The following is a 22,148-nucleotide window of genomic DNA, read 5'->3' as shown; positions in this document are numbered from 1 at the left end:
CGCCTTAAGTCAGCGCTTAGGCAGCATTAATAATATCTTTCAGATAAATCCGTTTTACACCCTGTGCCAGCATGTCCTGCCAGGCATGTTGTAGCGAACCGTTCAGGTCTATACCTTTGGTGGCATCCGCAATGACATAGGCCTTAAAGCCGAGTTTGCAGGCATCCATCGCAGTCCAGGCCACACAAAAATCAGTCGCGATACCCACGATGAATACGGTATCAATACCGCGCTCACGTAAATAGCCGGCCAGACCGGTACTGGTTTTTTGATCAGCTTCCATAAAGGCGGAGTAACTGTCGATATTTTGATGAAAGCCTTTGCGGATAATCAGTTGAGCTTGCGGAAGGTTCAGCTCCGGATGGAATTCAGCATCCTCAGTCCCTTGTACACAATGACTCGGCCAAAGGACCTGAGAACCATAATCCAGCTGAATCGTGTCATAGGCTGCTTGAGCAGGATGATTGTCTGCAAAGGAGATATGCTCTGCCGGATGCCAATCCTGAGTCAGCACAATATTCTGAAAGTACTGCCCCAATCGGTTGATATTCGGAATAATCTGATCGGCATTGGTAACAGCCAGATTTCCACCTGGGGTAAATCCTTTTTGTACATCCACCACAATCAGCGCCGCATTTTGCATCATTTTCATCCCTTGAAATCTGAGTTTGCATCCAAGCATAGCTTAAAACTAAAGAAAATTTTTAGCCCTTTAGGTAAAAATAGAATGACTCTGCATTCTGATAAAACGCATGATGAGTTAACTGTAAAAGCTATTGCTCTCCAAAACATAGAAAGAATTTGTCTTAAGCTGAACTGATACTGGAAAATAAAAAGCCTGCATCAGTGCAGGCTTTTCGGATATTCATCTTTTTATTTTTAAACCTTGGTACGGCTGACCAGGAGTAGCATACATACCGCAGAGATTACGATACATGGAATCGCTGCCGAGATCACCCCTGCTGCACCGAAGACCTGCTGTCAGTAGCTGACCCGCAATTGCAGGGCCAAGCATGGCGCCGATACGGCCAACTGCGGAAGCAACACCTACCCCTGTACCACGTACTTCAGTTGGGTAAACGATACTACCGAAGGCATAGAGTACACCCTGACAGCCAATCACAAAGGCACCTGCCAGTGCTGCGGCCATGTACATTTGCTCAAGTGAGCTTGCACCGTTCAACGCTAATAGACCCGCCAGGATACCGCCGTACATCAATAGAATGACATACGCTTTTTTCAGGCGATCCGTCAGCATACCCAAAATCACGGTACCAATCGTTGCAGTCACCATAAAGTAGAACTCTGCAGTTGAACCATCTTTACGGGTGAAGCCCAGTTCCATGAACAATGATGGCAACCAGCTCAACATAATGTACACCACCATCAGGGTGAAGAAGTAGCTGACCCAGATGCAAAGCGTACGAAGCAAGTTGTCAGAGTTAAACAGATCCTTGAATGAACCGTTATTTAAAACCTACTCAAACCTACTTATGTGGATTTGATGTTTAATTCCTACTTCACCATCAAGAACCAAAAGCATCTGCTTTTGGAATTACCCCAACTCCATAGGCTGTCACGGTGTAACTCACCGCCTTAATCACCACTTAAGCAGCAATTAAATCCTTATCAGCGTGATTTAAAATATTAATTGCTGCATTAATATCTCGACTTTGCTTGGTGTGACAAACAGAACACTTCCACTCACGAATTGAAAGTGTAAGAGATTGATTTAATTCACCACAGCAAGAACACATTTTACTACTTGGGAAGAATCGACCAACAGACAATATAGATTTTCCATGCTGTTTAGCCTTGTAAATCAATTGTCTTTTAAACTCATAAAAACCCATATCAGATATAGCTCTTGCGAGTTTTCGATTCTTCACCATGCCTTTAACGTTTAAATCTTCAATTGCGATCACATCAAAACGTGTAACCAGATCAGTTGTGACCTGGTGAAGATTATTTTTACGAAGGCAAGCTATTTTGTAGTGCAGGCGAGAAAGCTTGGTTTTTGCTTTTTCCCGATTCTGACTACCTTTTTTCTTGCGACTAAAAGACTTGTTGAGTCTTTTTAGTTTAGCAAGCTGTCTTTTGAGTGGTGCAAGTGATGGTATAACCTCACCATTTGAAAGGGTAGCAAGACTAGATACCCCTAGATCCACACCAATAGACAACCCTGTTTTGGGTTTTAGTTTTTCAATCTGAGCCAATTCAACAGCAATCGACACAAACCACTTGCGACCTTGTTTAAAAACTTTAGCTGACAAGATTTTACCTTTGTATCGTAAAGCCTCAGTCATCCTCACCCAACCTAAATTGGGGATTTTAATAGATTTATTATCTATACTGAATTGATCATTTGATAATGAAAAGCGATCATCCTTACCTTTTTTCCTTGGCTTGGGGTATTTACTTAGACCACTAAAAAACCGATCAAAAGCATTACCTAGTTGCTTGATAGCAAGCTGTGGCGAACATTTAGTCACCTTCTTCATGAAAGGGTATTTTTCAAATTTAAAAGAATTTAGATGTTTTCTTAGTTTTGCCTCTTTAGGCTTGTTTAGTAAGTTCCGATCTACTTCAACACCATAATATTCACACTGATCTCGATATTCCTTATCAGCTTTATATTGCCGTTGCCATTCCTTTAACGCCCAATTATACGTTAAACGAGCAACACCACACGCTTGAGCGAAATAGCTTGCTTGCTTATTATTAGGCATCAACTCAATGACATGCCCTCGTATAAATCGACTCATAGTGCTTCTTTAACAGCCTGTATTAACTTTTGATTTTTCTTGCTGCGACTACCATATAATCTTGCGGAGAACACTGTAATAATTTCCAATACATCTTGAGCAAGTTCTTCTTCAAAACTCAGATTTTCACCTTGATTAATAATCACAATTTCAACATTACGTGCTTCGCATAAAGCGAATACCAATTCTGCACCAAAGCGTAATAATCGGTCTTTATGGGTAAGAACTAAGCGACCAATTTCATTATCAATAATCCCATCTAAAAGGGCTTTTAACCCCTTTTTGCGATAATTCATTCCTGAACCAAGATCGCTAATTAATTCAAATGTCCAACCTTGCTTGGCGCAATACATCTCCAAAACTTGTTTCTGCCTTTCAAGATCAGCCTTTTGGTCGTGACTCGAAACTCTTGCATAAGCAATCGTTTTTCGATTGTTTTGAATAGCGAGATCATGGATAAGTTCAGGCGTGATTTTGCTCAGATCATAACGTCTGTGATTTTTAGGTGTTCGATCTGCAACTAAAACACCTTCCTCATCCCACCTTCTTAAGGTTTGGATGGATACACCCAATGTTTTAGCTGCAACACTAATGCTAACATATCTACTCATTTGTATATAATAGTATAGAAATAAGTAGAATTCAAATAACAATTAATAACCCTGAGGAGATGCTGCACGTTCTGCGGCTGTCTTGTTTTGTGTCTTTAAGTATTCTTTACATTCAGGCAGACACAACATCATCAGTGGAATCACGATGATGGGTAATAAACCACCTAAGTAAAAAACATTTTTCCAGTTTGCACCGAATTCAGTTGCTGCGATTAAAGACAAGATTGCAGCACCCACTGGCATACCACAGTACATCAGGCCCACGGCACGTCCACGGTTTTGTGGAGCCACGGCTTCAGAAGCCAGCGTGATTAAGATTGGCATTGCACCGCCAAGACCCGCACCCGCCAGAAAACGAACTGCCAGCAAACTGTGGAAACTGTTCACCCACACGGTACATAAGGTAAATAGTGCAAAAATTGCGGTTGACCAGATTAAAACTTTCTTACGGCCAATACGGTCCGCAAATCGACCACCGACCAGTGCACCAGGCAATAAGCCCAGAATCCCTGCACTAAAAAACACACCCAATTGTGAGCTATCCAGACCAAAGTGCTCACGAATACCAGCAGCGGCAATCCCGGCAGCCTGAATATCCAGGCCTTCAATCACAGCGATCAGAAAGCAGATCCCTACCGTGATGATCGCGTGCTTATTGTCTGATTTTTCCATTGGAATATCCTTGTTCAATCAGCGTTCAAAAGAGAGGCCATCATCTATGAGCGCTCAAATAGAATTAACTACCAATAAGTTGAACAATTTGCTCGGATATACTGAAAAATCCAGAAAATTGATGACTTTAAGATGCTGTTCGATAAAGTCAAAAAAGCAATTAATGAGAAGTATTAAAATCCCAGTATTTTTGGATTTAGACTTATACATCAAACCCAGAAATTCAACAGTGAGAAAAATTCGGGGCCGATCACTAATACGAAAAAAAGATTAGTTCAGGCATTTTTGCTTTTTATTCCTCATAAATGAGGTTTATTATTCGATATATTTTAGCTCTTAATTCATCGAATATAAATATTAATACTCCCCTAAAACACCATAAAAGAATGTTTTCTAAATCTATTTAATTCACTTAAGTGACTTATTCTGTGTATTTTTTCCTGAAAAAATGAATTCATTAGCTTTCATCCTGCTGGAGGATAAAGGATGATTTGGACAGCAAAAAATCATAACGATTAAAACTTGATTGTTGCCTAGAGGCTTTGTATAAAGAATTCAGTGGCTTTTACTAAAGCATATTGTTCTTATGCGTTTGATCAGTCATAATTTGCATAAGCAATATTCAATTCAGTGCAAATCTATTGAATTTGCTACAAATCAAAATACAAACCCATCCCAAATATGTTTTCTCATTCTCTTCGGATGGACAAATAGGATAGTTTTTTAAAATGACTCAGCAAGCACAGACCATTCAGGGTTCCATTGTCGCAATCGTCACCCCCATGTTTGAAGATGGCAGCGTAGATTGGAAGGGTCTCGAGAAGCTGGTTGAGTGGCATATTGCAGAAGGCACTAACAGCATTGTGGCTGTAGGTACTACTGGTGAAGCATCAACGCTCAGCATGAGCGAGCACACTCAAGTGATCAAAGAAATCATTCGTGTTGCCAACAAACGTATTCCTATCATTGCCGGTACAGGCGCAAACTCGACTCGTGAAGCAATCGAGCTGACTCAGGAAGCCAAAGAACTTGGCGCTGATGCTGCCCTGCTGGTTACTCCTTACTACAACAAACCGACTCAGGAAGGTTTATACCAGCATTATAAAGCCATTGCTGAAGCGGTTGACCTACCTCAAATTCTTTATAACGTTCCAGGCCGTACTGGCGTGGATATGGCTAATGAAACCGTGATCCGTCTGGCAGATATTCCACAGATCGTGGGCATTAAAGATGCAACAGGTGATGTAGCCCGTGGTGCTGCCCTGATTGAAGGTCTGGCAGGTAAAAACATGACCGTTTACTCAGGTGATGATGCAACTGCCTATGAGTTAATGGGTCATGGTGCCAAAGGCAATATTTCTGTGACTGCCAACGTTGCACCAAAAGTCATGAGTGAAGTATGTGCTGCAGCCATTGCAGGCGATGCTGCACGTGCTGAAGAGCTCAATGCTCAGGTTGCAAATTTACACAATATTCTATTTTGCGAATCAAACCCAATTCCTGTGAAATGGGCTCTCCATGATATGGGCTTAATTGGTACAGGTATTCGCCTTCCATTAACACCACTTGCAGAACAATATCGCGCTCCGCTTCATGAGGCACTTGTAGAAGCGAGCGTCATTAAATAAAGAGCAACGATTATGCAATTACGTTTAGGACTTACCCTGGCACTTTCAGTATTCAGTTTAGCAGGTTGTAGTTCAATGGCCTTTAAAAACGGTACCTTGGACTATAAAGAAACAACCACGCTGCAACCATTACAATATCCTGAAGGGTCAATGGTTCGTCCTGCAACGCCTTTGTACCCTGCTCCGACAGTGGATCCGCTTGCCCTGGAAAATGCACCAAAGCTTGAAAATCAGCGTGGTAACCGCTTTGCGATGCCACGCCCTACTGCACAGCCAGTAAATTCAACTCAAACAGATGAAACTCAAGAAAATTTTTCAGGAAAGCCGCAATTAGTCACTGACGGAAATCAAAATCCACTGCTCAAAATTGATGGAAATGCTGCTACAATATGGCAATACACTCTTGCCACGCTTAGCAGCCTTAACCATTCTATCGTTGGTCAAAATAAAGATCGTTATGAAGTAACGATTCAGGTTGATCAGCAAACCTATGTTTTAAGACTCTCTCCCGCAGGTTCGAGTAACACCCTGGCTGTGTTTAATCCCGATAACAGTTTTGCCGACCGCGAAAAAGCAGCAGAACTGTTAAACCAGATTTACCAAAATTGGCCAGCCTAGACATTTTCTAGGCATTTTTTTTTGTAGAAGGTTCCCTCATGTTAAAACAAACCTTGCTCTATACTGGTAAAGCGAAATCTGTCTATACCACGGACAGTGAAGACCACCTGATTTTAGTTTTTCGTGACGATGCGTCCGCATTCAATGGCGAAAAAATCGAACAACTGGATCGTAAAGGTAAGGTGAATAACCGTTTTAACGCCTTCATCATGGAAAAGCTGGCTGCTGCTGGTATTGAAACTCATTTTGAGAAACTGCTGACACCAACTGAAGTGTTAGTGAAAAAACTTAAAATGATTCCAGTAGAATGTGTGGTACGTAACTATGCTGCGGGTTCTTTATGCCGTCGTCTGGGTGTAGAAGAAGGTAAAGAATTAACTCCTCCTACATTCGAATTGTTCTTCAAGGATGACGCGCTAGGCGATCCAATGGTGAACGAATCTCAAGCGATTGCTTTAGGTTGGGCGACTGCTGAACAACTGGCAAAAATGAAAGAACTGACTTACCAAGTGAACGATGTGCTTAAAGCATTATTCGAAGCGGGTAATATGCTTCTGGTTGACTTTAAACTTGAATTTGGTGTGTTCCACGACCGTATCGTACTGGGTGATGAATTCTCTCCAGACGGTTGCCGTCTATGGGACAAAGACACCAAGAAAAAACTGGATAAAGACCGTTTCCGTCAAGGCCTAGGCGGCGTGGTTGAAGCGTACGAAGAAGTTGCAGCACGTTTAGGTATCAATCTTGAAGATATCTAAGCACTAATAGTGCTTCAAAGAACCGGGTTAATAGCCCGGTTTTTTATTGTCTAATCTTATGATCGAAAAAATGAATTTTATTAATAAAAATGATCGTTTTTACATTATTCAATGCATGTCTTAGTATTACTGCATCCCGGCAATCTCCTCAGCAGATGCAATCCATCTGATGTTGCTGACCAGATTTATACCCTTACCCTCTAGGATGTATCTCCCCCAAGACATCCTATTTCAGCCCAATTCTCCTTGAATTGGGCTTTTTTTTGCTTATTGCTGCTGTTGTTCCTGCTGCCAGCGACGTTGTTGCAGACGTTCGCCTTCTACTTCACGCTTATTACGTGCCGATTCGTACAGCTTGGTGCCTTTCAGCTCAGGCGGCAGGTAATCTTGCAGGACAAAATGTTCCGGATAGTTGTGCGGATACAGATAATTTACCCCATAGCCCTGCTCTTTCATCATTTTGGTCGGTGCATTACGTAGATGTAAAGGCACTGGTAAATTGGCCGTTTTTTCAGCCAGATCCATCGCCTTGTTAATCGCCAGATAGGTACTATTACTTTTGGCACTAGTCGCCAGGTAAACCGCACATTGTCCCAGAATAATCCGGCATTCCGGCATGCCAATCGCTTGAACTGAGCGGAAGCATTCGCCCGCCAGCAACAAGGCATTCGGATTGGAATTGCCAATATCTTCTGATGCTGCAATCAGCATACGGCGGGCAATAAAGACCGGATCTTCACCACCTTTGAGCATACGCGCCATCCAGTACAGGGCAGCATCCGGATCACTGCCACGAATCGACTTGATGAAGGCCGAAACCAGATCATAGTGCTGTTCGCCAGATTTGTCATAACGGGCAATATTCTGCTGTGCGACTTTGACCACAATCGCATTGGTAATGATATTTTCCTGGTCAGCCTCAAAGGTACTGGCAATCAGATCCAGCAAATTGAGGGCCTTACGCGCATCCCCAGCGGCAAACTGCAATAAGGCGTCAAATTCTTCAATCTGGATATAGCGTTCCTGCAGAAATTTGTCAGTCTGAATCGCCTGAGTCAGTAAAGTCTGAATCGCTTCATCACTCAGCGCATTTAAGGTATAGACCTGACAACGTGACAGCAAGGCACTATTGACTTCAAAAGATGGATTTTCCGTCGTCGCACCAATCAAGGTAATTTTGCCTTTTTCGACGGCATTCAGCAGTGCATCCTGTTGGGATTTATTAAAACGGTGAATCTCGTCAATAAACACCACGGGCGTCAGCAGATCACCACTTTCTGCAATGACTTCACGCAATTCTTTCACACCAGTATTGAGTGCAGACAGGCTGATAAATGGCCGGTCCACCGCTTGGGCAAGTAGCAAGGCAATTGTGGTTTTACCTACTCCAGGTGGCCCCCAGAAGATAATCGATGGTAAATGCCCTTGGTCAATCATTTGACGTAGAGGTGCATTCTCTCCAAGCAAGTGATCCTGCCCGATAATTTCTGCAAGGTCGCGAGGCCGCAAGCGTTCTGGAAGCGGGATATGACTGTCTGACATCTTATTATTGGCTCAAATTAAATTCTGCTTTCATTCTAACACCGGTAGTTTTGATTCCAATATTTCAAACATTTATGAGAAAAATTTAATTTATGTAAGAAAGCTCTATTTTTTTTACAATGAATGGATTAATCTTATGAAAAGTAGATAAATAGAACATGATTAATTACAGGTGAATAACCTTGTAAATTTCACATTGTCTCATATTAATTAGAATGGACTTGAGCAACTGATTGGATGCTCTTTGGGTGGTATCGGTGGGGATGCATGAAGCATAATAAATCTAGACGAACAACTGCAGAATGCGCTGAGTCGCTTATTTCAACCTCGATACAATCTTCTAATGAGCAACATGCAAAATCCAGATTATTACAGGATCTGATCAATGATGTGCCACATCCACTCTGGGTGCTGGGCAAGGATAATATTGAATATTTTAATCAGGCACTTTCGGATTATTTAGGCACTAATTTAAGTGAACATGGTCCTAAAGAATGGCAAAGCCTGATTCATCCAGATGATCAACCAGCCTTTTCTGAGCAATGGCATGCTGCCCTGAATCAGCAACAAGGCTTTAATACCCAGTGCCGGATTAAATCGGCCGATTCCAGCTACCGTATGTGTGCCTTGGCCATCAAGTCTCAGCATACAGCGGAACATCTGCTGCAATGGTCGGTATCCCTGACCGATATTCATGAATATTTCGAGATTCAGCAACAGCTGTCTCAGGTGATTTCTACCCAGAAAAATATGCTGGATGCCAGTGTCGACTGTATTAAAGTCATGTCTCCACAAGGCGAGATCCGTCATATCAATCAGTCAGCCTGTCATAAGTTAGGGATTGATCCTGAACAGCAGCCTGCCCTGCATTCATGGTTAAGCCTGTTACCCGCTGAGGTTAAGAAAACCGGACAACGTGCTTTAAAACAGGCTGCCCAAGGCTTAAATAGCCGTTTTGTAGAAAAAGCCCAGACAGAGAATCAGGACCCAGAATATTGGGATCATTTATTGACTCCAGTATTAGACGAAAATAATATTCCCCAAAATATCCTGTGCGTTTCACGCAATATCAGTCAGCAAAAAATAGCAGAAAGCCGTTTAAAAGCCGTAATTCAGCGTGATGAGCTGACCGGCCTGTATAACCGCAATGCCTTTTATAAGACCTTTAAACAAGTACTGCTAAAAGCTAAGCAGCAGCAAATGATGGTTGGCTTGCTCTTGATCGATCTGGACTATTTCCGGCATATCAATGACACTTTGAGTCATATTGCCGGAGATCATTTACTGCATGTCTTGGGCAAGCGTTTTCAGGCCTGTTTTGGTTCCAAAAATATAGTCGTTGCCCGTCTTGGTGGAGATGAGTTTGCCATTCTGGTCAAAAACTTGGAAAACGAAACCCAGTTGATTAATACTGCACAACTGGCCTATGCCCAGCTGGAACAACCAGTGAGTTATGTCGGCCATCGCATGAGTATCGGCATGAGTATTGGTTGTACCGTTTATCCGCGAGATGCCCAGAATAGCTCTAACCTGCTGAAATGCGCCGATATTGCCCTGAATGATCTGAAAAATAGTGGTCGTGGCGGGATTCGCATGTTTAATCAGGAGATGTTCAGATCACTGGAAAACATGACCAAACAACTGACGCTGGCACGCAAGATTATTCATGCGGATCAGATTATTCCTTATTATCAGCCTAAGGTCCGTCTCTCCGATGGTGAGGTGATTGGTTTTGAGGCCTTATTGCGTTGGCAGGATCAGCAGCATCAGATCCAGTTACCCTCTCATATTTTTTCAGCGTTCCAGGACTATGATCTGGCTTCGCGCATCAGTGAAACCATGCAGCTGAAAGTCTTTGAGGATATGAGCCGCTGGCAGGCCGAAGGTCTGGATATTCTGCCAATTTCAATCAATGCAGCTCCAGTTGAATTCCTGCGCGATGACTATGCTGAGAAATTTCTGGCTCGTCTGTCCCGATTCGATATTCCTGCGCATAAGGTTGAGCTGGAAATTACCGAGCAGAGCTTGTCTGAAGGCGGAGCCAATTATGTGATCCGGGCACTGAACCTGCTGAAAAAACATGGAATTCATATTTCTCTGGATGACTTCGGTACCGGTCATTCTTCCCTGACCCGTTTGCAGGAATATCCGGTCGACTGCATCAAGATTGATCGCAACTTTGTAGAACGCATGAACAATGATCCGTCTGCGCTGGCCATTGTCAAAGCCATTACCCAGATTGGTTCCAGTATTTCTCTGGTTGTATTGGTCGAAGGCATTGAAAATACTGAACAACTGGACACGCTGATCAATTGTGATTGCCAGATCGGACAAGGTTTTTATTTTTATCGTCCTATGTCCGGGTCTTCAGCACAGCAACTGCTACAACAGGCAGCTTAATTTTTTTATTTAATCATTTGACGGGGTTGGATTGCGCTAATCATTAGCGCACCCAGCGCACGATATATTCATCAATTTCATCTTCATCAATATCGACTTCACTTAAGCAGCGACCAGCAGCGGATTTTTTGGCCTGAATCACGCTTTGTCGTGAACCCGTCTTCAGATAATGCCAGGATGGCAGGCTTTTCCCTTCAGCAACTCGGCGATAAGCACAGCTTGAGGGTAACCAGTGAATAGTGTCCAGTTTCTCAGGTGTCAGCTGGATACAATCCGGCACATATTGCAGCCGGTTCGGATAATCCGAACAGCGGGCAGTTTTGCAGTCCAGTAATTTGCAAGCCACTTTGGTATAGGCAACTTCATGGGTGTCTTCATCTTCCAGCTTGATCAGGCAGCAAAGTCCACAACCGTCACAAAGCGCTTCCCATTCTTCTGGCGTCAGCTCAGTGAGACTATATTTTTTCCAGAAGTATGGACGTAAGGCATCAGACATAATCAAAACGGCTATGGTAAAAATCAGCTTATTATACCAAGTCTCAACAAAGGAAATGTAGGGACGTGAATCTTATTAATATCACGTAAACTATTGTTAAATCAGAGACAGTACATCAACAAAACACTAACAGTGCCCAAAATCGAATATTCCTATACTGGATTTGAGAATAAAAACACATGGAGAATTGATATGTTTCGCTGGGCTATTATTTTTGCTGTGATTGCCTTGATTGCCAGTCTACTTGGTTTCGGTGGAGTAGCAGGCTTATCTAAGGATTTCGCAATTATCTTATTGGTGATTGCCGTTATTCTTGCCATTGTTGGTTTCCTTTCTCGCGGCAAGGTCTAGCGACTGAGTTCTGCTTAAGGAAAAGTTTCCTACAGAAAAAACAAGAGCCATTTGGCTCTTGTTTTTTTATGCGCCCAAAATGAATTACGGTTTGATATGGCGTGGTCTGAAACCAGCAGCGACCAATGCGGCCAAATACGCCACGACTCCTACCACACATAAAATCAGCACTTCCAGTACACGCATCCACTGTGATACATCACCGTTATACCAGCTCAGTGCATAGGCCAAGGCTGCAATCATCACCACATTGGCAAACATGAATTGCATAAAGATTTTTTTCCAGTGCGCACCAAAACGGAAAATATTGCGTTGATGCAGATAGAAATACAGCAGACCTGCATTGACCATGGCTGAACCGGTCGAAGCCAGTGCCAGTGCCATATGCTCCGCTTCCCAATGAATCAGTTTAAAGAAACCAATAAAGATCACGTTCAGAATCGCATTGGCTGCTACGGCCATTAAACCGACGCGTACAGGTGTACGGGTATCCTGCTGGGCATAGAAGCCAGGAGCAAAGACTTTAATCAGCATAAAAGCAATCACACCGCCACTCATACATTGCAGTGCCAAGGCTGTCATCTGGGTATCTTCAAAAGTGAACTGTCCGCGTTCAAACAATGCCTGAATAATCGGTGTTGACAGCATGAATAAGGCAATACTGGCTGGCAAACCCACCAGTACGATGACTTTCGCTGCCCAGTCCATCATGCCACGGAATTTTTCCGGATTCTTTTCCGTATGCTGTGTGGATAAAGACGGCAGAATTACGGTACCGATTGCGACACCGATCAGACCCAATGGCAACTCGGTCATGCGTTCAGCACTATACAGCCACGACACTGAACCATCCTGCATAAAAGAAGCCCAAACCGTATTCAGTAACAGATTGATCTGGGTGACCGATACACCAAACAAAGCGGGTAGCATCAGTTTCATGATGCGATCCACCCCTTCATGCTTGAAGTCTACTTTCGGTGGAATCAACAGGTTTTTACGCCATAATTCTGGAATCTGGATTGCCAGCTGCAAAATACCGGCAATTACGACTGCCCAGCCTAGCGCCATAATCGGCTCTGCCATAAAAGGGGTGAGCCAGAGCGCACCGGCAATCATGGCAATATTCAATAAGACCGGAGCAAAGGCTGGCGTACTGAAAGAGCCATAACTGTTCAGAATACTGCTGGCAAAAGCCGTTAGTGACATAAATAGCAGGTATGGAATGGTCAAGCGGAACATGTCTGTAGCCAGCGCAAACTTTGCTTCATCGCCATGGAACCCTGGCGCATAGATATACATGATCACCGGTGCGGCAATGATGGCAATCATGGTCAGGGTGGTCATGAAAGTAGCCAGACAGCCAAAGACCCGGCTGATCAGGATCTGCACTTCTGCATGAGTACGACTGGTTTTATATTCTGTCAGTACCGGAATAAAGGCTTGGGAGAATGCCCCTTCTGCAAACAGCCGTCTGAAAAAGTTTGGAATACGAAATGCCACCACGAAGGTATCGAAATCTTTACCGGCACCGAATACATTCAGTAAAACCACATCCCGGACCAATCCCAGAACCCGCGACAACATGGTCATCGCACTGACAATTACGGTCGAACGCCAAAGCGCCATCCTATTCACCTAATAATTAATTTGGGCCTATTGTAATGAAACTTGCAAAAGAAGTTCATTGCTTAATCACATGACTTCCTGAAGGGTCATGGGTTCTTATAATGTTGTAACTGGGCACGAAAAGCACACCAGTCAAAATATGGTCCCGGATCGGTTTTACGTCCCGGTGCAATGTCCGAATGTCCGGCAATATGCTGCTGCATTTTTGGATAATAGTCTTGTAAACAGGCGGTGACTTTGACCAAGGCATCATATTGTGCCTGTTCAAACGGCAGGTCATCACTGCCTTCCAGTTCAATCCCGATGGAATAATCATTACATTCTTTTTTGGCCAGATAGCTGGAACGACCTGCATGCCAGGCTCGGTCATTGAAATTCACAAACTGCAGCACTTCACCAGAACGCAAAATCAGCAGATGCGCCGACACCTGCATGCCTTCAATAGTCCGAAAATACGGATGCACTGACCACTCCAGCTGATTCTGAAAAAACTGTTCAATATAGCCACCACCAAACTGTGACGGCGGCAGACTGATGTTATGGATCACCAGTAACTGGATGTCGGTATGTTCAGGCCGCTGATTAAAATTTGGAGAAGGGATCTGGCGCGCCCCGAGCAATTGCCCGTCCTGGATTTGAAACTCAGCTGCCTGTTGCATAAAACTGTCCTGTACAAAAATAAAATCTGCAATATCAGGATTGCAGCCGGCTTAATGCTAAAACTTTCATAGGCAAATCTCAATTCATCCCGGCAGGCTGTATGAAAAATCGCTCATTTTAATGTAACGGTGTTAAGATAACGCACAATTTTTCACGGCTAAAAAAGATACGGAAATACTCATGAGCATATCTCAGGCTTTGCTAGAACAGTCGATTCAGATCAATATTCAACAGGCACTCTCCGAAGATATTGGCGATGGTGACATTACTGCCCTGCTGACTCCTGAAGATGAACAGGCGACTGCCACGATTATTAGCCGTGAAGCAATGGTTCTTGCTGGTCAGCCTTGGGTCAATGCCCTGATTCAGGCCTATGATCCGAGTGTAGAAGTGATCTGGCTAAAAAATGACGGCGATCATGTCGCTGCCAATGAAGCTTTTCTAAAACTGGCCGGTTCTGCACGTAGCCTACTGACTGTAGAACGCCCTGCCCTGAACTTTGTACAGACGCTGTCTGCAGTTGCGACCAAAACAGCAACCTATGTCAAAGAGTTGGACGGTCTGCATACCAAGCTCTTAGATACCCGTAAAACGCTGCCAGGCTTACGTATTGCCCAAAAATATGCTGTTGCTGTCGGTGGTGGTCAGAATCACCGTCTGGGCCTATTCGATGCCTTTTTGATTAAAGAAAATCATATTATGGCAGCCGGCGGCATTCGCCAGGCGATTGCCATGGCCCACCAGATTGCACCGGGTAAACCAGTTGAAGTGGAAGTTGAAACCTGGGATGAACTGAATCAGGCCCTAGAAGCCGAGGCTGATATCGTGATGCTGGATAATTTCAGTCAGCAGCAAATGATTGATGCCGTTAAACATGTGGCTGGTCGCTGTAAACTGGAAGCTTCAGGCAATATCACCATTGATAACTTACGTGAAGTGGCGAGTACAGGCGTAGACTATATTTCGATGGGTGTACTGACCAAAGATGTCAAAGCCATTGACCTATCAATGCGTTTTAATGGTTAAAGTCTTATTATTAAAAAAGGGTGCCACAGCACCATTGCTGTCCCACAATTTTTCACAAGAGGAAGCTCAAATGAGCTTCCTCTTGTTTTATGGGTATTTTATCGGGTGAAAATAAAGCTTTTAAAGTTCTTCTTTCAAACAAATTCACTTGAATTATTCTGAGTAAACGTTGAACTGTCCAACCTGTTTTTCCTAAATGTTGAGCGAAACTCACCAATAAATAGGCGATCATCGCACTCCAGATTTGTGTCTGAATTGCGTTCCTACTGCGGCCTAGAAACGCTTTTAATTTGAGATTCTGCTTAATCGCCTTAAAGAACAGCTCAACTTTCCAACGATCTTTATAAATCGCCGCAATGGTGGAGGCGGCTAAATGAAAGTTATTGCTGAGAAAGCTAAAGTGCTTGCCACTTTGCTGATCTCTATATTCAATTCTTCTTAACACTGGGGCTTTTCTTTTTAGGGCATGTGCGCTATTCAGCTGAATGGTTTCATCTTTTAGAATACCTTTGGATTCAAGCACTGGATGTTGCTGGATCACCTGATACACAGATTTAGGCCTAAAACGTGTGACAAATCCAATGTTTTGAGCAGTCAGATTTGCATACCATTGGTAATCGACATAGCCTTTATCAAAAACTACAATGCTGCCAGCAGGAAACTGGAATTTGCGGCCTTGTACCATGTCATTTTCTTTGCCATTTTCAACTGCAACAAACTCAGGAATATCATTGCTGTGATTCAATCCTATACTGAGTTTCATGCTGGCTTTTGAGTCGTGAACTTTGGCCCATTCACATAAGGAAAGCGACAGGTCAATATGACTGGCATCCAAGGAATACAAGGGATTCTTAAAGCGAAATTTATGAGCGACTTTTGAGTGTTCATAGTATTTAAGCAACTTGTAAAATAGCTGTTGATACAAGGCAGCAGGCTGCTGCTCATTGATTCGTGCCAGCGTGCTTCGGGGAATAGACTTTGCTCCGAGATGACTTAGTTTTTCCTGTTGGCACTCCAAATTGGATTGAATATCTCTCAGACTTTGCCTACAAGAGAATTGAGACATCAATATGGCAATAAACTGATCCCACCGGGAAGCCGCTCTAAATTTCTGTCCAACATGGTGCACTTTAGCAAGTTGTTCAAAATCCTGTCGCACAACAGGTTTAATTAGCTCATGAAATACGGTATTCTGATGTGACAAAACCTGAATCCTGGTCGTTAAAGTGTTTGTTTGCACTCATATTTTAACTGTTAGGACTCAGGTTTTTTTATTTAAAGCAAACTATGGGACAGCAGTGGCCACAGCACCCTTTTTCTTATTCTCAAGGATATAAATCATAGAGGTTGAATGGCCTCTACTCTGTTAATTGGTATCACTTCCTCGTTCCATATTTGCACCATCGCGGTTTTCATCACGAGAATTCGAATCGCAGGCAGTTAAACCCAGCACAGCAAATACTGAAAATGCCATTAACCATATTTTCATGTTATACCCCTCTGAATGAGATTTGGTTAAAAGATCATCGCTTAAAACAGAGGTTACACAGTAGACAGATCCTGTTCATTTTTTGTCAGGCAATGTGTAGGTACAATAAAAAACGCATCCGAAGATGCGTTTTTTACAACTTGAAAAGCTTACCAGCCCAAAGCTTCTTGCTGTTTCTTGATCAGTTCCTGAATCCCTTTTTCAGCCATGGCCAGCATGTCATTGCATTGCTCACGGGTAAATGGCTTATCTTCAGCAGTACCTTGGATTTCAATAAATTCACCTGCCTGAGTCATCACGACATTCAAGTCAGTCTGACAGTTTGAATCTTCTTCATAGCAAAGATCCAGCAAGACTTCATCTTTAAAAATACCTACAGAAATGGCTGCTACCAGACCTTTAAGTGGGTCCTGTTTAATTTTCTTTTTCTCAAGCAATACGTTCATGGCATCAATCAATGCTACGGCTGCACCCGTAATTGATGCAGTACGGGTACCACCATCTGCCTGGATCACGTCACAGTCAATGGTAATGGTATTTTCACCAAGTTTTTTCAGGTCGACCATTGAACGTAGGCTACGACCGATCAGACGCTGGATTTCCTGAGTACGGCCACTTTGTTTGCCGCGAGCAGCTTCACGATCACTACGGGTATGTGTTGAACGTGGCAGCATGCCATATTCCGCTGTTACCCAGCCTTGACCCTGACCTTTCAGGAAACGTGGTACAGAGCTGTCTACACTGGCAGTACACAGCACTTTGGTATGACCAAATTCAACCAATACGGAACCTTCCGCATAACGTGTATAGTTACGGGTAATTTTCACTTCACGTAATTGATCTAATGCTCGTTGGTCGATACGCATAATAGGTCCTGCTGTTGACTAAAAATAATTGCGGCTCAGTATAACAGAAGCCTCCGCCAAGATTGGAACAGAGGACAGATCATTTACAAAATCACTGGACACGCTTTGCTTGTATAGATTTTTCAGTCCATCTGCGCTACTGCGATGGACAGATGTTTTTTGCTAAACTGCAAATCTGCCGAAGGAAGATCCCTATGTCTTTACGTGAAGAACGCAAGCACCAAAGCCGCCAGGCCCTCCTCGATGCTACCTTGGCATTGAGCAGCCGTGGCTATGCATTTAGCAGCATCAGCCTGCGCGAAATCACTCATGAAGTCGGGCTGGTGCCTGCCGCATTTTATCGACACTTTCAGAATATGGATCAGTTGGGACTGGAACTTCTGGATCAGGTTTCAATTCATCTCAAAGGTGTGCTGAATCAGTTAGGACCTGCAGATTTTTCTCTTAATGAGCTTTCAGCCAAGATCGAACTGTTTTTTCAGGCAGTCGATGCCCATCCCGAAGCCTGGACATTTGTCAGTGCCGAACGTTGGGGCGGTTCCAACATTATCAGACAAGGCATTGAGCGGGAAATTCATTATCTGACCCAAGACTTTCGGCATACCCTGGAACAGATTCCAGCCGCCCAGCAATCTTCTTCTCCAGCCGAATTAACCGCACTGGCACAGGTCCTGGTTCCTCTTGCATTAAACTGGGCTATGGGCTGGATTCAGCTTCAGGCACAGCCTGATCCCGAACTGCGACAAACTCGGATAAATGACTTCAAAGCGCAAAGCCTAAAGCAGTTAGAACTGTTATTTCGTGGAATTTTATCTCAAACCTGAGGTCTCATCTGAGTGAAATCTATTTCACAATTCAATTTTATCCTGACATAAAAAAACCCGCATACAGCTGCGGGTTTTTAGATTCATGCAGATCTGGTGTTATTTAGCTTTACGCTCTTTTTCAACCAGATAATTCACCACTTGAACCACTTTGGCATCATCGCCCTGAACTACATACTTACCATTTACGGTTACCGCTGGTACGCCGCTTAACTGATAAGTCGCAGCCAGATTTTTGGCCTGTGCGATTTTTGAAGAAATCGGGAATGATTTATAAGTGGTATTAAATTTCGCTTCAGAAATACCATAACGGGTATAGAACTTGGCCAATTGAGCCTGCTCCAGAATTGGCTGTTTCTTCGCATGGATATCATGAAATAGCTGCAAATGCGCTTTTTGACGAACACCTAGAGCTTCAGACACATAATACGCACGAGCTGCCTGTTCCCATAGTGGATTCATCGCGGCTGGAGTACGTACAAAACGTACATCTTTAGGCAATTTTTTTAACCAGCTTTGCATGTGTGGTTCAAGAGAATAGCAGTGACCACAGCCATACCAGAAGAATTCACGGACTTCAATTTTCCCCGGCTTTTCAACTTTTACTGGATTCGCCAGGACTTGATAGTCTTGACCTGCTACAAAGTTGGCGGCCATTGCACTGCCAGAAAATGCCAAAACAGATGCGGCTACAGTGCCTAAAATAAATTTTTTCATTGGGATTATCGTCCTCTAAATCATTATGTCTAATTTATGGCTTCACTATAAAGTAATTATGCCGGTTTCGTTTTTATTCTGTGAACTTTTTTACAGCTTTTATCGCTTTTTTTTCCAGAATCGCTACACTAAACAAGTGTACTGATTTACAAGAAGTTAAATCTGTTTATACCGCCTCTGGGCGAACTTAAATTTTAAATAATCACGACTGATTGAGGTAACACCGATGTCGCAATTGAATGTTGATCCACAAGAAATTGCCAAGTTTGAAGCATTTGCAGCTATATGGTGGGATCAGCATTCCGAGTTCCGCCCATTGCATATGATCAATCCGTTGCGTCTCAACTGGATTGATGAACATGCTGGTGGCTTGAGCGGCAAGAAAGTGCTGGATGTGGGCTGTGGCGGGGGCATCCTGTCAGAAAGCATGGCGCGCCGTGGCGCTCAGGTGCTGGGCATTGATATGGGCGAAGCGCCACTGAATGTGGCACGCATCCATGCTGAGCAGGAAGATGTTAGCAATATTGAATACCGTCAGATTCCGGTAGAACAGCTGGCAGAAGAGCAAGCCGGTCAATACGATGTGGTTACCTGTATGGAAATGCTGGAACATGTACCTGATCCAGCCTCTATTATTCAGGCCTGTTATAAACTGGCCAAACCAGGTGGTCATGTCTTCTTCTCGACCATTAACCGTAATCCAAAATCTTATCTGTTCGCGATCATTGGTGCAGAATATATCCTGCGTATGCTGGCCAAAGGTACACATGATTACAGCAAATTCATCAAGCCTTCTGAGTTGGCGCACGACATCCGTAATGCCGGTTTAAAACTGAAAGATATGACTGGCCTGCATTATAACCCGCTGACCAAGCGTTACTGGCTGGCACCGAATGTTGACGTGAACTATATGGTGTATACCGTTAAAGAAAGTGCGCAAGAGGCTGCCCAATGAAGGCGGTTCTATTCGACCTAGATGGTACTTTAATTGATACTGCGGCTGACTTTATCCGGATTATCCAGCATATGTGCCGCGAAGCCGGCCGTGAAGTGGTTGAAGCTGATCTGATCCGTACCCAGGTTTCAGAAGGTGCCCGCGCTATGGTCAAATTGGTCTATCCGGAACTACAACTGGAAGATCCGGTTTTCTTGGATCATCGCCAGCGTTTTCTGGATATGTATGGCGCAGATATTGCTGTAGATACAGACCTGTTCAGCGGAATGTATCCTCTACTTGAAGAATTAGAAGAAAATGATGTCCCTTGGGGAATTGTGACCAATAAACCGCGCTGGTTGAGCGAAGCTTTACTCAAAGCTTTAAACCTGACCGAGCGCTGTGCCGTACTGGTCTGTCCGGAAGATGTAACTCGAACCAAGCCAGATCCGGAGCCAATGTATCTGGCTGCCCAGCAGTTACAGCTGGCTGCAGAAGACTGTATCTATGTCGGTGACCATCCACGGGATATTGATGCTGGCCGCAATGCCAAAATGTATACCATACTGGCAGCATACGGTTATTTACCACTGCAATACAAAGATGACTTAACAGCCTGGCAAGCCGACTATATAGTGAATACAGTGAACGAGTTACACCAGCACATTCAAAAACTGGTCTTGAGCGAGCCAAGTGTCCTGTCTTGATTCCTGAAACTACTGAAGACACTTAACAATAATAATGAGGAGGTAGATAATGAAGTATTCAGAATATCAACCTCGCCCCGATCTGTTAAAAGATCGTATCATCCTGATCACGGGTGCGGGCGATGGCATTGGTCGTGCAGCAGCAATCAGCTATGCCCTGCATGGGGCAACTGTAGTTCTGCACGGGCGTACCTTAAACAAGCTTGAAGTCATTTATGACGAGATTGAAAGCTTAGGTGCGCCGCAACCTGCCATTCTCCCATTGCAGTTATCTAGCGCCTCTGAACGTGATTATGAATTATTGCTCGACACGCTCGATCGCCAGTTTGGCCGTCTGGACGGGATTTTGCATAATGCCGGTATTTTAGGCGAGCGAGTGTCACTGGCAGATTATCCGGTTAATGTCTGGGATGATGTCATGGCGGTTAACCTTCGTGCGCCTTTTGTGATTACCCAAGCCCTGTTACCCCTGCTGGAAAAATCCAAACATGCTTCTGTGGTCTTTGCCAGTTCCGGCGTAGGTCGTGAAGCCCTGGAATGCTGGGGCGCTTATTCAGTTTCAAAAATTGCCATTGAAGCAGTGAGCCAGTTATTTGCCAAAGAACGGGTCAATTCGAATATCCGTTTTAACTGTATCAATCCAGGCGCTACACGTACGGCAATGCGTGCCAAGGCTTATCCGAATGAAGATCCGAAAACCTTACCGACACCGGATTCCATCATGCCAGCCTATCTGTACCTGATGGGTGAAGATAGCTTGCATATGAACGGTCAAAGTATTGATGCGCAGGACTAATCTTTAATTGACACCTATTTAAAAGCCAATGTCCGCATTGGCTTTTTGTTTTTTTTAAACTCTATAAAGATAAGACCCATTTGAAAGCTGGCTTATTCTTCTGCCCAATTCATCCAGATTTCAGACTGAATCAGCCAGACCTTTCTTATCTCTGCAATACTGTCTTTATTCAGTTCGCTGCAAATTCCCCTATACTAGCGCCAACAGATTTTTATTTGAGTGCAACATGACTGACTTAAACAACATCACCGTGACGACTTTGGAAGATGGCATGGTCTCTCTGCTGGTCGATCAGCAGCCGATCTCTGAAAAATACGGCATGAAGTTTGATGCCAGCATTGTCGATGACATTCAGGCACTCGAAAATGGTCAAAAACTGAAACTGTTTGACCAGTTTGTCTTTTCCCATACCGATCTGAATTTTGAACATTCCTATCATTATGTGACCGGTATCGAAAAACTGGACGATCGCTATCAGGTGGCGAAACACTTTGTCTATCGCATCAAGATCGAAGGTCAGCCTGAAATTGAACATGTGATTAGCAATCAGGGCAAAGCAATGACAGCAGAAGATGTGCGTACTTTTATTCAGGCACATGTACAGAAATCCCTAAGTGACTATACTGATCTGAACTATGCCTATTAAGATCGTTCATTAGATC

The 22,148-nt window shown here is 43.7% G+C and carries 22 protein-coding genes and 2 pseudogenes; 11 read left to right on the top strand and 13 right to left on the bottom strand.

What is annotated here, in order from left to right; translation table 11 throughout:
- Window positions 1-16 precede the first annotated feature (16 nt).
- The 5 genes and pseudogenes from pncA to O4M77_RS00325 form a co-directional block, all read right to left on the bottom strand.
- Entirely contained in the window at window positions 17-646 is a 630-nt protein-coding gene (gene pncA, locus O4M77_RS00345; RefSeq protein WP_159124185.1) for a bifunctional nicotinamidase/pyrazinamidase, read from the bottom strand.
- A gap of 233 nt (window positions 647-879) precedes the next feature.
- Window positions 880-1,465 (bottom strand): annotated as a pseudogene (locus O4M77_RS00340) (MFS transporter); the annotation flags it as partial.
- A gap of 142 nt (window positions 1,466-1,607) precedes the next feature.
- Window positions 1,608-2,765 carry an RNA-guided endonuclease InsQ/TnpB family protein gene (locus O4M77_RS00335; protein WP_125279454.1) on the bottom strand — a complete coding sequence of 386 codons (1,158 nt, stop codon included), beginning with the start codon at window positions 2,763-2,765 and terminating at the stop codon, window positions 1,608-1,610.
- Window positions 2,762-3,376, bottom strand: a complete 615-nt coding sequence (locus O4M77_RS00330) for an IS607 family transposase (protein ID WP_034703196.1) — start codon at window positions 3,374-3,376, stop codon at window positions 2,762-2,764. The genes O4M77_RS00335 and O4M77_RS00330 overlap by 4 nt, the downstream gene beginning before the upstream one ends.
- A gap of 48 nt (window positions 3,377-3,424) precedes the next feature.
- Window positions 3,425-4,048 (bottom strand): annotated as a pseudogene (locus O4M77_RS00325) (MFS transporter); the annotation flags it as partial.
- 728 nt (window positions 4,049-4,776) lie between these two features.
- On the opposite strand from O4M77_RS00325, the gene dapA reads away from it, so the two are divergent.
- From dapA to purC, 3 genes are read left to right on the top strand one after another with little or no spacing between them, the layout of a single operon-like run.
- Window positions 4,777-5,676 carry a 4-hydroxy-tetrahydrodipicolinate synthase gene (dapA, locus tag O4M77_RS00320; RefSeq protein ID WP_125278859.1) on the top strand — a complete coding sequence of 300 codons (900 nt, stop codon included), beginning with the start codon at window positions 4,777-4,779 and terminating at the stop codon, window positions 5,674-5,676.
- Window positions 5,677-5,688: 12 nt separating this feature from the next.
- Entirely contained in the window at window positions 5,689-6,294 is a 606-nt protein-coding gene (locus O4M77_RS00315) for a lipoprotein-34 precursor (NlpB) (protein ID WP_166137549.1), read from the top strand.
- Window positions 6,295-6,332: 38 nt separating this feature from the next.
- Entirely contained in the window at window positions 6,333-7,052 is a 720-nt protein-coding gene (gene purC, locus O4M77_RS00310; RefSeq protein WP_004781395.1) for a phosphoribosylaminoimidazolesuccinocarboxamide synthase, read from the top strand.
- Window positions 7,053-7,319: 267 nt separating this feature from the next.
- Here the strand turns inward: purC and O4M77_RS00305 are convergent, their stop codons facing one another.
- On the bottom strand, window positions 7,320-8,594 hold the full coding sequence (locus O4M77_RS00305; protein ID WP_034704000.1) for a replication-associated recombination protein A: 1,275 nt from the start codon (window positions 8,592-8,594) through the stop codon (window positions 7,320-7,322).
- 267 nt (window positions 8,595-8,861) lie between these two features.
- Here O4M77_RS00305 and O4M77_RS00300 point away from each other — a divergent pair, with 267 nt between their 5' ends.
- Window positions 8,862-10,994, top strand: coding sequence for a putative bifunctional diguanylate cyclase/phosphodiesterase (locus tag O4M77_RS00300; RefSeq protein WP_323713662.1), 2,133 nt, complete (start codon window positions 8,862-8,864; stop codon window positions 10,992-10,994).
- 43 nt (window positions 10,995-11,037) lie between these two features.
- Here O4M77_RS00300 and O4M77_RS00295 read toward each other — a convergent pair whose 3' ends face one another.
- The gene (locus O4M77_RS00295; protein WP_004781392.1) at window positions 11,038-11,490 is read right to left on the bottom strand and encodes a YcgN family cysteine cluster protein; all 453 of its coding nucleotides are present in this window, start codon (window positions 11,488-11,490) and stop codon (window positions 11,038-11,040) included.
- Between the two features lie 192 nt (window positions 11,491-11,682).
- Between O4M77_RS00295 and O4M77_RS00290 the strand changes: the two genes are divergently transcribed.
- Window positions 11,683-11,841 (top strand): DUF1328 domain-containing protein, encoded by a 159-nt coding sequence (locus O4M77_RS00290; protein ID WP_004647174.1) that lies wholly within the window; start codon window positions 11,683-11,685, stop codon window positions 11,839-11,841.
- 84 nt (window positions 11,842-11,925) lie between these two features.
- On the opposite strand, the gene murJ is transcribed toward O4M77_RS00290, so the two are convergent.
- On the bottom strand, window positions 11,926-13,476 hold the full coding sequence (gene murJ / locus O4M77_RS00285; RefSeq protein ID WP_171431246.1) for a murein biosynthesis integral membrane protein MurJ: 1,551 nt from the start codon (window positions 13,474-13,476) through the stop codon (window positions 11,926-11,928).
- A gap of 77 nt (window positions 13,477-13,553) precedes the next feature.
- Entirely contained in the window at window positions 13,554-14,126 is a 573-nt protein-coding gene (gene ampD / locus O4M77_RS00280) for a 1,6-anhydro-N-acetylmuramyl-L-alanine amidase AmpD (RefSeq protein WP_313661392.1), read from the bottom strand.
- A 181-nt stretch (window positions 14,127-14,307) separates the two neighbouring features.
- Between ampD and nadC the strand changes: the two genes are divergently transcribed.
- Window positions 14,308-15,153 carry a carboxylating nicotinate-nucleotide diphosphorylase gene (nadC, locus tag O4M77_RS00275; protein WP_034704010.1) on the top strand — a complete coding sequence of 282 codons (846 nt, stop codon included), beginning with the start codon at window positions 14,308-14,310 and terminating at the stop codon, window positions 15,151-15,153.
- 52 nt (window positions 15,154-15,205) lie between these two features.
- Here the strand turns inward: nadC and O4M77_RS00270 are convergent, their stop codons facing one another.
- The 3 genes from O4M77_RS00270 to rph form a co-directional block, all read right to left on the bottom strand.
- On the bottom strand, window positions 15,206-16,357 hold the full coding sequence (locus O4M77_RS00270) for an IS4-like element ISAbe18 family transposase (RefSeq protein WP_323713661.1): 1,152 nt from the start codon (window positions 16,355-16,357) through the stop codon (window positions 15,206-15,208).
- 162 nt (window positions 16,358-16,519) lie between these two features.
- A complete protein-coding gene (locus tag O4M77_RS00265) occupies window positions 16,520-16,642 on the bottom strand; it encodes a hypothetical protein (protein ID WP_005232802.1) in 123 nt (40 codons plus the stop codon).
- Between the two features lie 149 nt (window positions 16,643-16,791).
- Complete coding sequence (gene rph / locus O4M77_RS00260; protein ID WP_004781384.1) at window positions 16,792-17,508, bottom strand: ribonuclease PH; 717 nt, start codon at window positions 17,506-17,508, stop codon at window positions 16,792-16,794.
- A 194-nt stretch (window positions 17,509-17,702) separates the two neighbouring features.
- Between rph and O4M77_RS00255 the strand changes: the two genes are divergently transcribed.
- Window positions 17,703-18,332 carry a TetR family transcriptional regulator gene (locus O4M77_RS00255; protein ID WP_323713660.1) on the top strand — a complete coding sequence of 210 codons (630 nt, stop codon included), beginning with the start codon at window positions 17,703-17,705 and terminating at the stop codon, window positions 18,330-18,332.
- A gap of 99 nt (window positions 18,333-18,431) precedes the next feature.
- Here O4M77_RS00255 and O4M77_RS00250 read toward each other — a convergent pair whose 3' ends face one another.
- Window positions 18,432-19,049: a thiol:disulfide interchange protein DsbA/DsbL gene (locus O4M77_RS00250; protein ID WP_004781380.1), complete on the bottom strand. Its 618-nt coding sequence runs from the start codon at window positions 19,047-19,049 to the stop codon at window positions 18,432-18,434.
- Window positions 19,050-19,275: 226 nt separating this feature from the next.
- Between O4M77_RS00250 and ubiG the strand changes: the two genes are divergently transcribed.
- The 4 genes from ubiG (at window position 19,276) to O4M77_RS00230 (ending at window position 22,132) form a co-directional block, all read left to right on the top strand.
- Complete coding sequence (ubiG, locus tag O4M77_RS00245; RefSeq protein WP_034704015.1) at window positions 19,276-20,004, top strand: bifunctional 2-polyprenyl-6-hydroxyphenol methylase/3-demethylubiquinol 3-O-methyltransferase UbiG; 729 nt, start codon at window positions 19,276-19,278, stop codon at window positions 20,002-20,004.
- A complete protein-coding gene (locus O4M77_RS00240; protein ID WP_323713659.1) occupies window positions 20,001-20,690 on the top strand; it encodes an HAD-IA family hydrolase in 690 nt (229 codons plus the stop codon). Before ubiG ends, O4M77_RS00240 begins: the two co-directional genes overlap by 4 nt.
- Window positions 20,691-20,739: 49 nt before the next feature.
- Complete coding sequence (locus O4M77_RS00235; protein ID WP_323713658.1) at window positions 20,740-21,486, top strand: YciK family oxidoreductase; 747 nt, start codon at window positions 20,740-20,742, stop codon at window positions 21,484-21,486.
- Window positions 21,487-21,712: 226 nt separating this feature from the next.
- A complete protein-coding gene (locus O4M77_RS00230; RefSeq protein WP_004781373.1) occupies window positions 21,713-22,132 on the top strand; it encodes a hypothetical protein in 420 nt (139 codons plus the stop codon).
- The last annotated feature ends 16 nt before the right edge of the window (window positions 22,133-22,148 follow it).

It is taken from the genome of Acinetobacter sp. YWS30-1, assembly GCF_033558715.1.
In the GTDB taxonomy this organism is placed as follows: Bacteria; Pseudomonadota; Gammaproteobacteria; order Pseudomonadales; family Moraxellaceae; genus Acinetobacter.
Note: the sequence above shows the minus strand (reverse complement) of the source record. Positions and strands in the feature narration are given on the sequence as shown.

Bases quoted from the DNA above. Each gene is read 5' to 3' on its own strand.
- O4M77_RS00295 (WP_004781392.1), bottom strand. From the start codon at position 11,490: ATGTCTGATGCCTTACGTCCATACTTCTGGAAAAAATATAGTCTCACT.
- dapA (WP_125278859.1), top strand. From the start codon at position 4,777: ATGACTCAGCAAGCACAGACCATTCAGGGTTCCATTGTCGCAATCGTC.
- O4M77_RS00235 (WP_323713658.1), top strand. From the start codon at position 20,740: ATGAAGTATTCAGAATATCAACCTCGCCCCGATCTGTTAAAAGATCGT.
- O4M77_RS00250 (WP_004781380.1), bottom strand. From the start codon at position 19,049: ATGAAAAAATTTATTTTAGGCACTGTAGCCGCATCTGTTTTGGCATTT.
- O4M77_RS00315 (WP_166137549.1), top strand. From the start codon at position 5,689: ATGCAATTACGTTTAGGACTTACCCTGGCACTTTCAGTATTCAGTTTA.
- O4M77_RS00330 (WP_034703196.1), bottom strand. From the start codon at position 3,376: ATGAGTAGATATGTTAGCATTAGTGTTGCAGCTAAAACATTGGGTGTA.
- purC (WP_004781395.1), top strand. From the start codon at position 6,333: ATGTTAAAACAAACCTTGCTCTATACTGGTAAAGCGAAATCTGTCTAT.
- O4M77_RS00305 (WP_034704000.1), bottom strand. From the start codon at position 8,594: ATGTCAGACAGTCATATCCCGCTTCCAGAACGCTTGCGGCCTCGCGAC.
- O4M77_RS00300 (WP_323713662.1), top strand. From the start codon at position 8,862: ATGAAGCATAATAAATCTAGACGAACAACTGCAGAATGCGCTGAGTCG.
- nadC (WP_034704010.1), top strand. From the start codon at position 14,308: ATGAGCATATCTCAGGCTTTGCTAGAACAGTCGATTCAGATCAATATT.
- ampD (WP_313661392.1), bottom strand. From the start codon at position 14,126: ATGCAACAGGCAGCTGAGTTTCAAATCCAGGACGGGCAATTGCTCGGG.
- O4M77_RS00265 (WP_005232802.1), bottom strand. From the start codon at position 16,642: ATGAAAATATGGTTAATGGCATTTTCAGTATTTGCTGTGCTGGGTTTA.
- O4M77_RS00240 (WP_323713659.1), top strand. From the start codon at position 20,001: ATGAAGGCGGTTCTATTCGACCTAGATGGTACTTTAATTGATACTGCG.
- O4M77_RS00255 (WP_323713660.1), top strand. From the start codon at position 17,703: ATGTCTTTACGTGAAGAACGCAAGCACCAAAGCCGCCAGGCCCTCCTC.
- O4M77_RS00335 (WP_125279454.1), bottom strand. From the start codon at position 2,765: ATGAGTCGATTTATACGAGGGCATGTCATTGAGTTGATGCCTAATAAT.
- ubiG (WP_034704015.1), top strand. From the start codon at position 19,276: ATGTCGCAATTGAATGTTGATCCACAAGAAATTGCCAAGTTTGAAGCA.
- O4M77_RS00230 (WP_004781373.1), top strand. From the start codon at position 21,713: ATGACTGACTTAAACAACATCACCGTGACGACTTTGGAAGATGGCATG.
- rph (WP_004781384.1), bottom strand. From the start codon at position 17,508: ATGCGTATCGACCAACGAGCATTAGATCAATTACGTGAAGTGAAAATT.
- pncA (WP_159124185.1), bottom strand. From the start codon at position 646: ATGATGCAAAATGCGGCGCTGATTGTGGTGGATGTACAAAAAGGATTT.
- O4M77_RS00290 (WP_004647174.1), top strand. From the start codon at position 11,683: ATGTTTCGCTGGGCTATTATTTTTGCTGTGATTGCCTTGATTGCCAGT.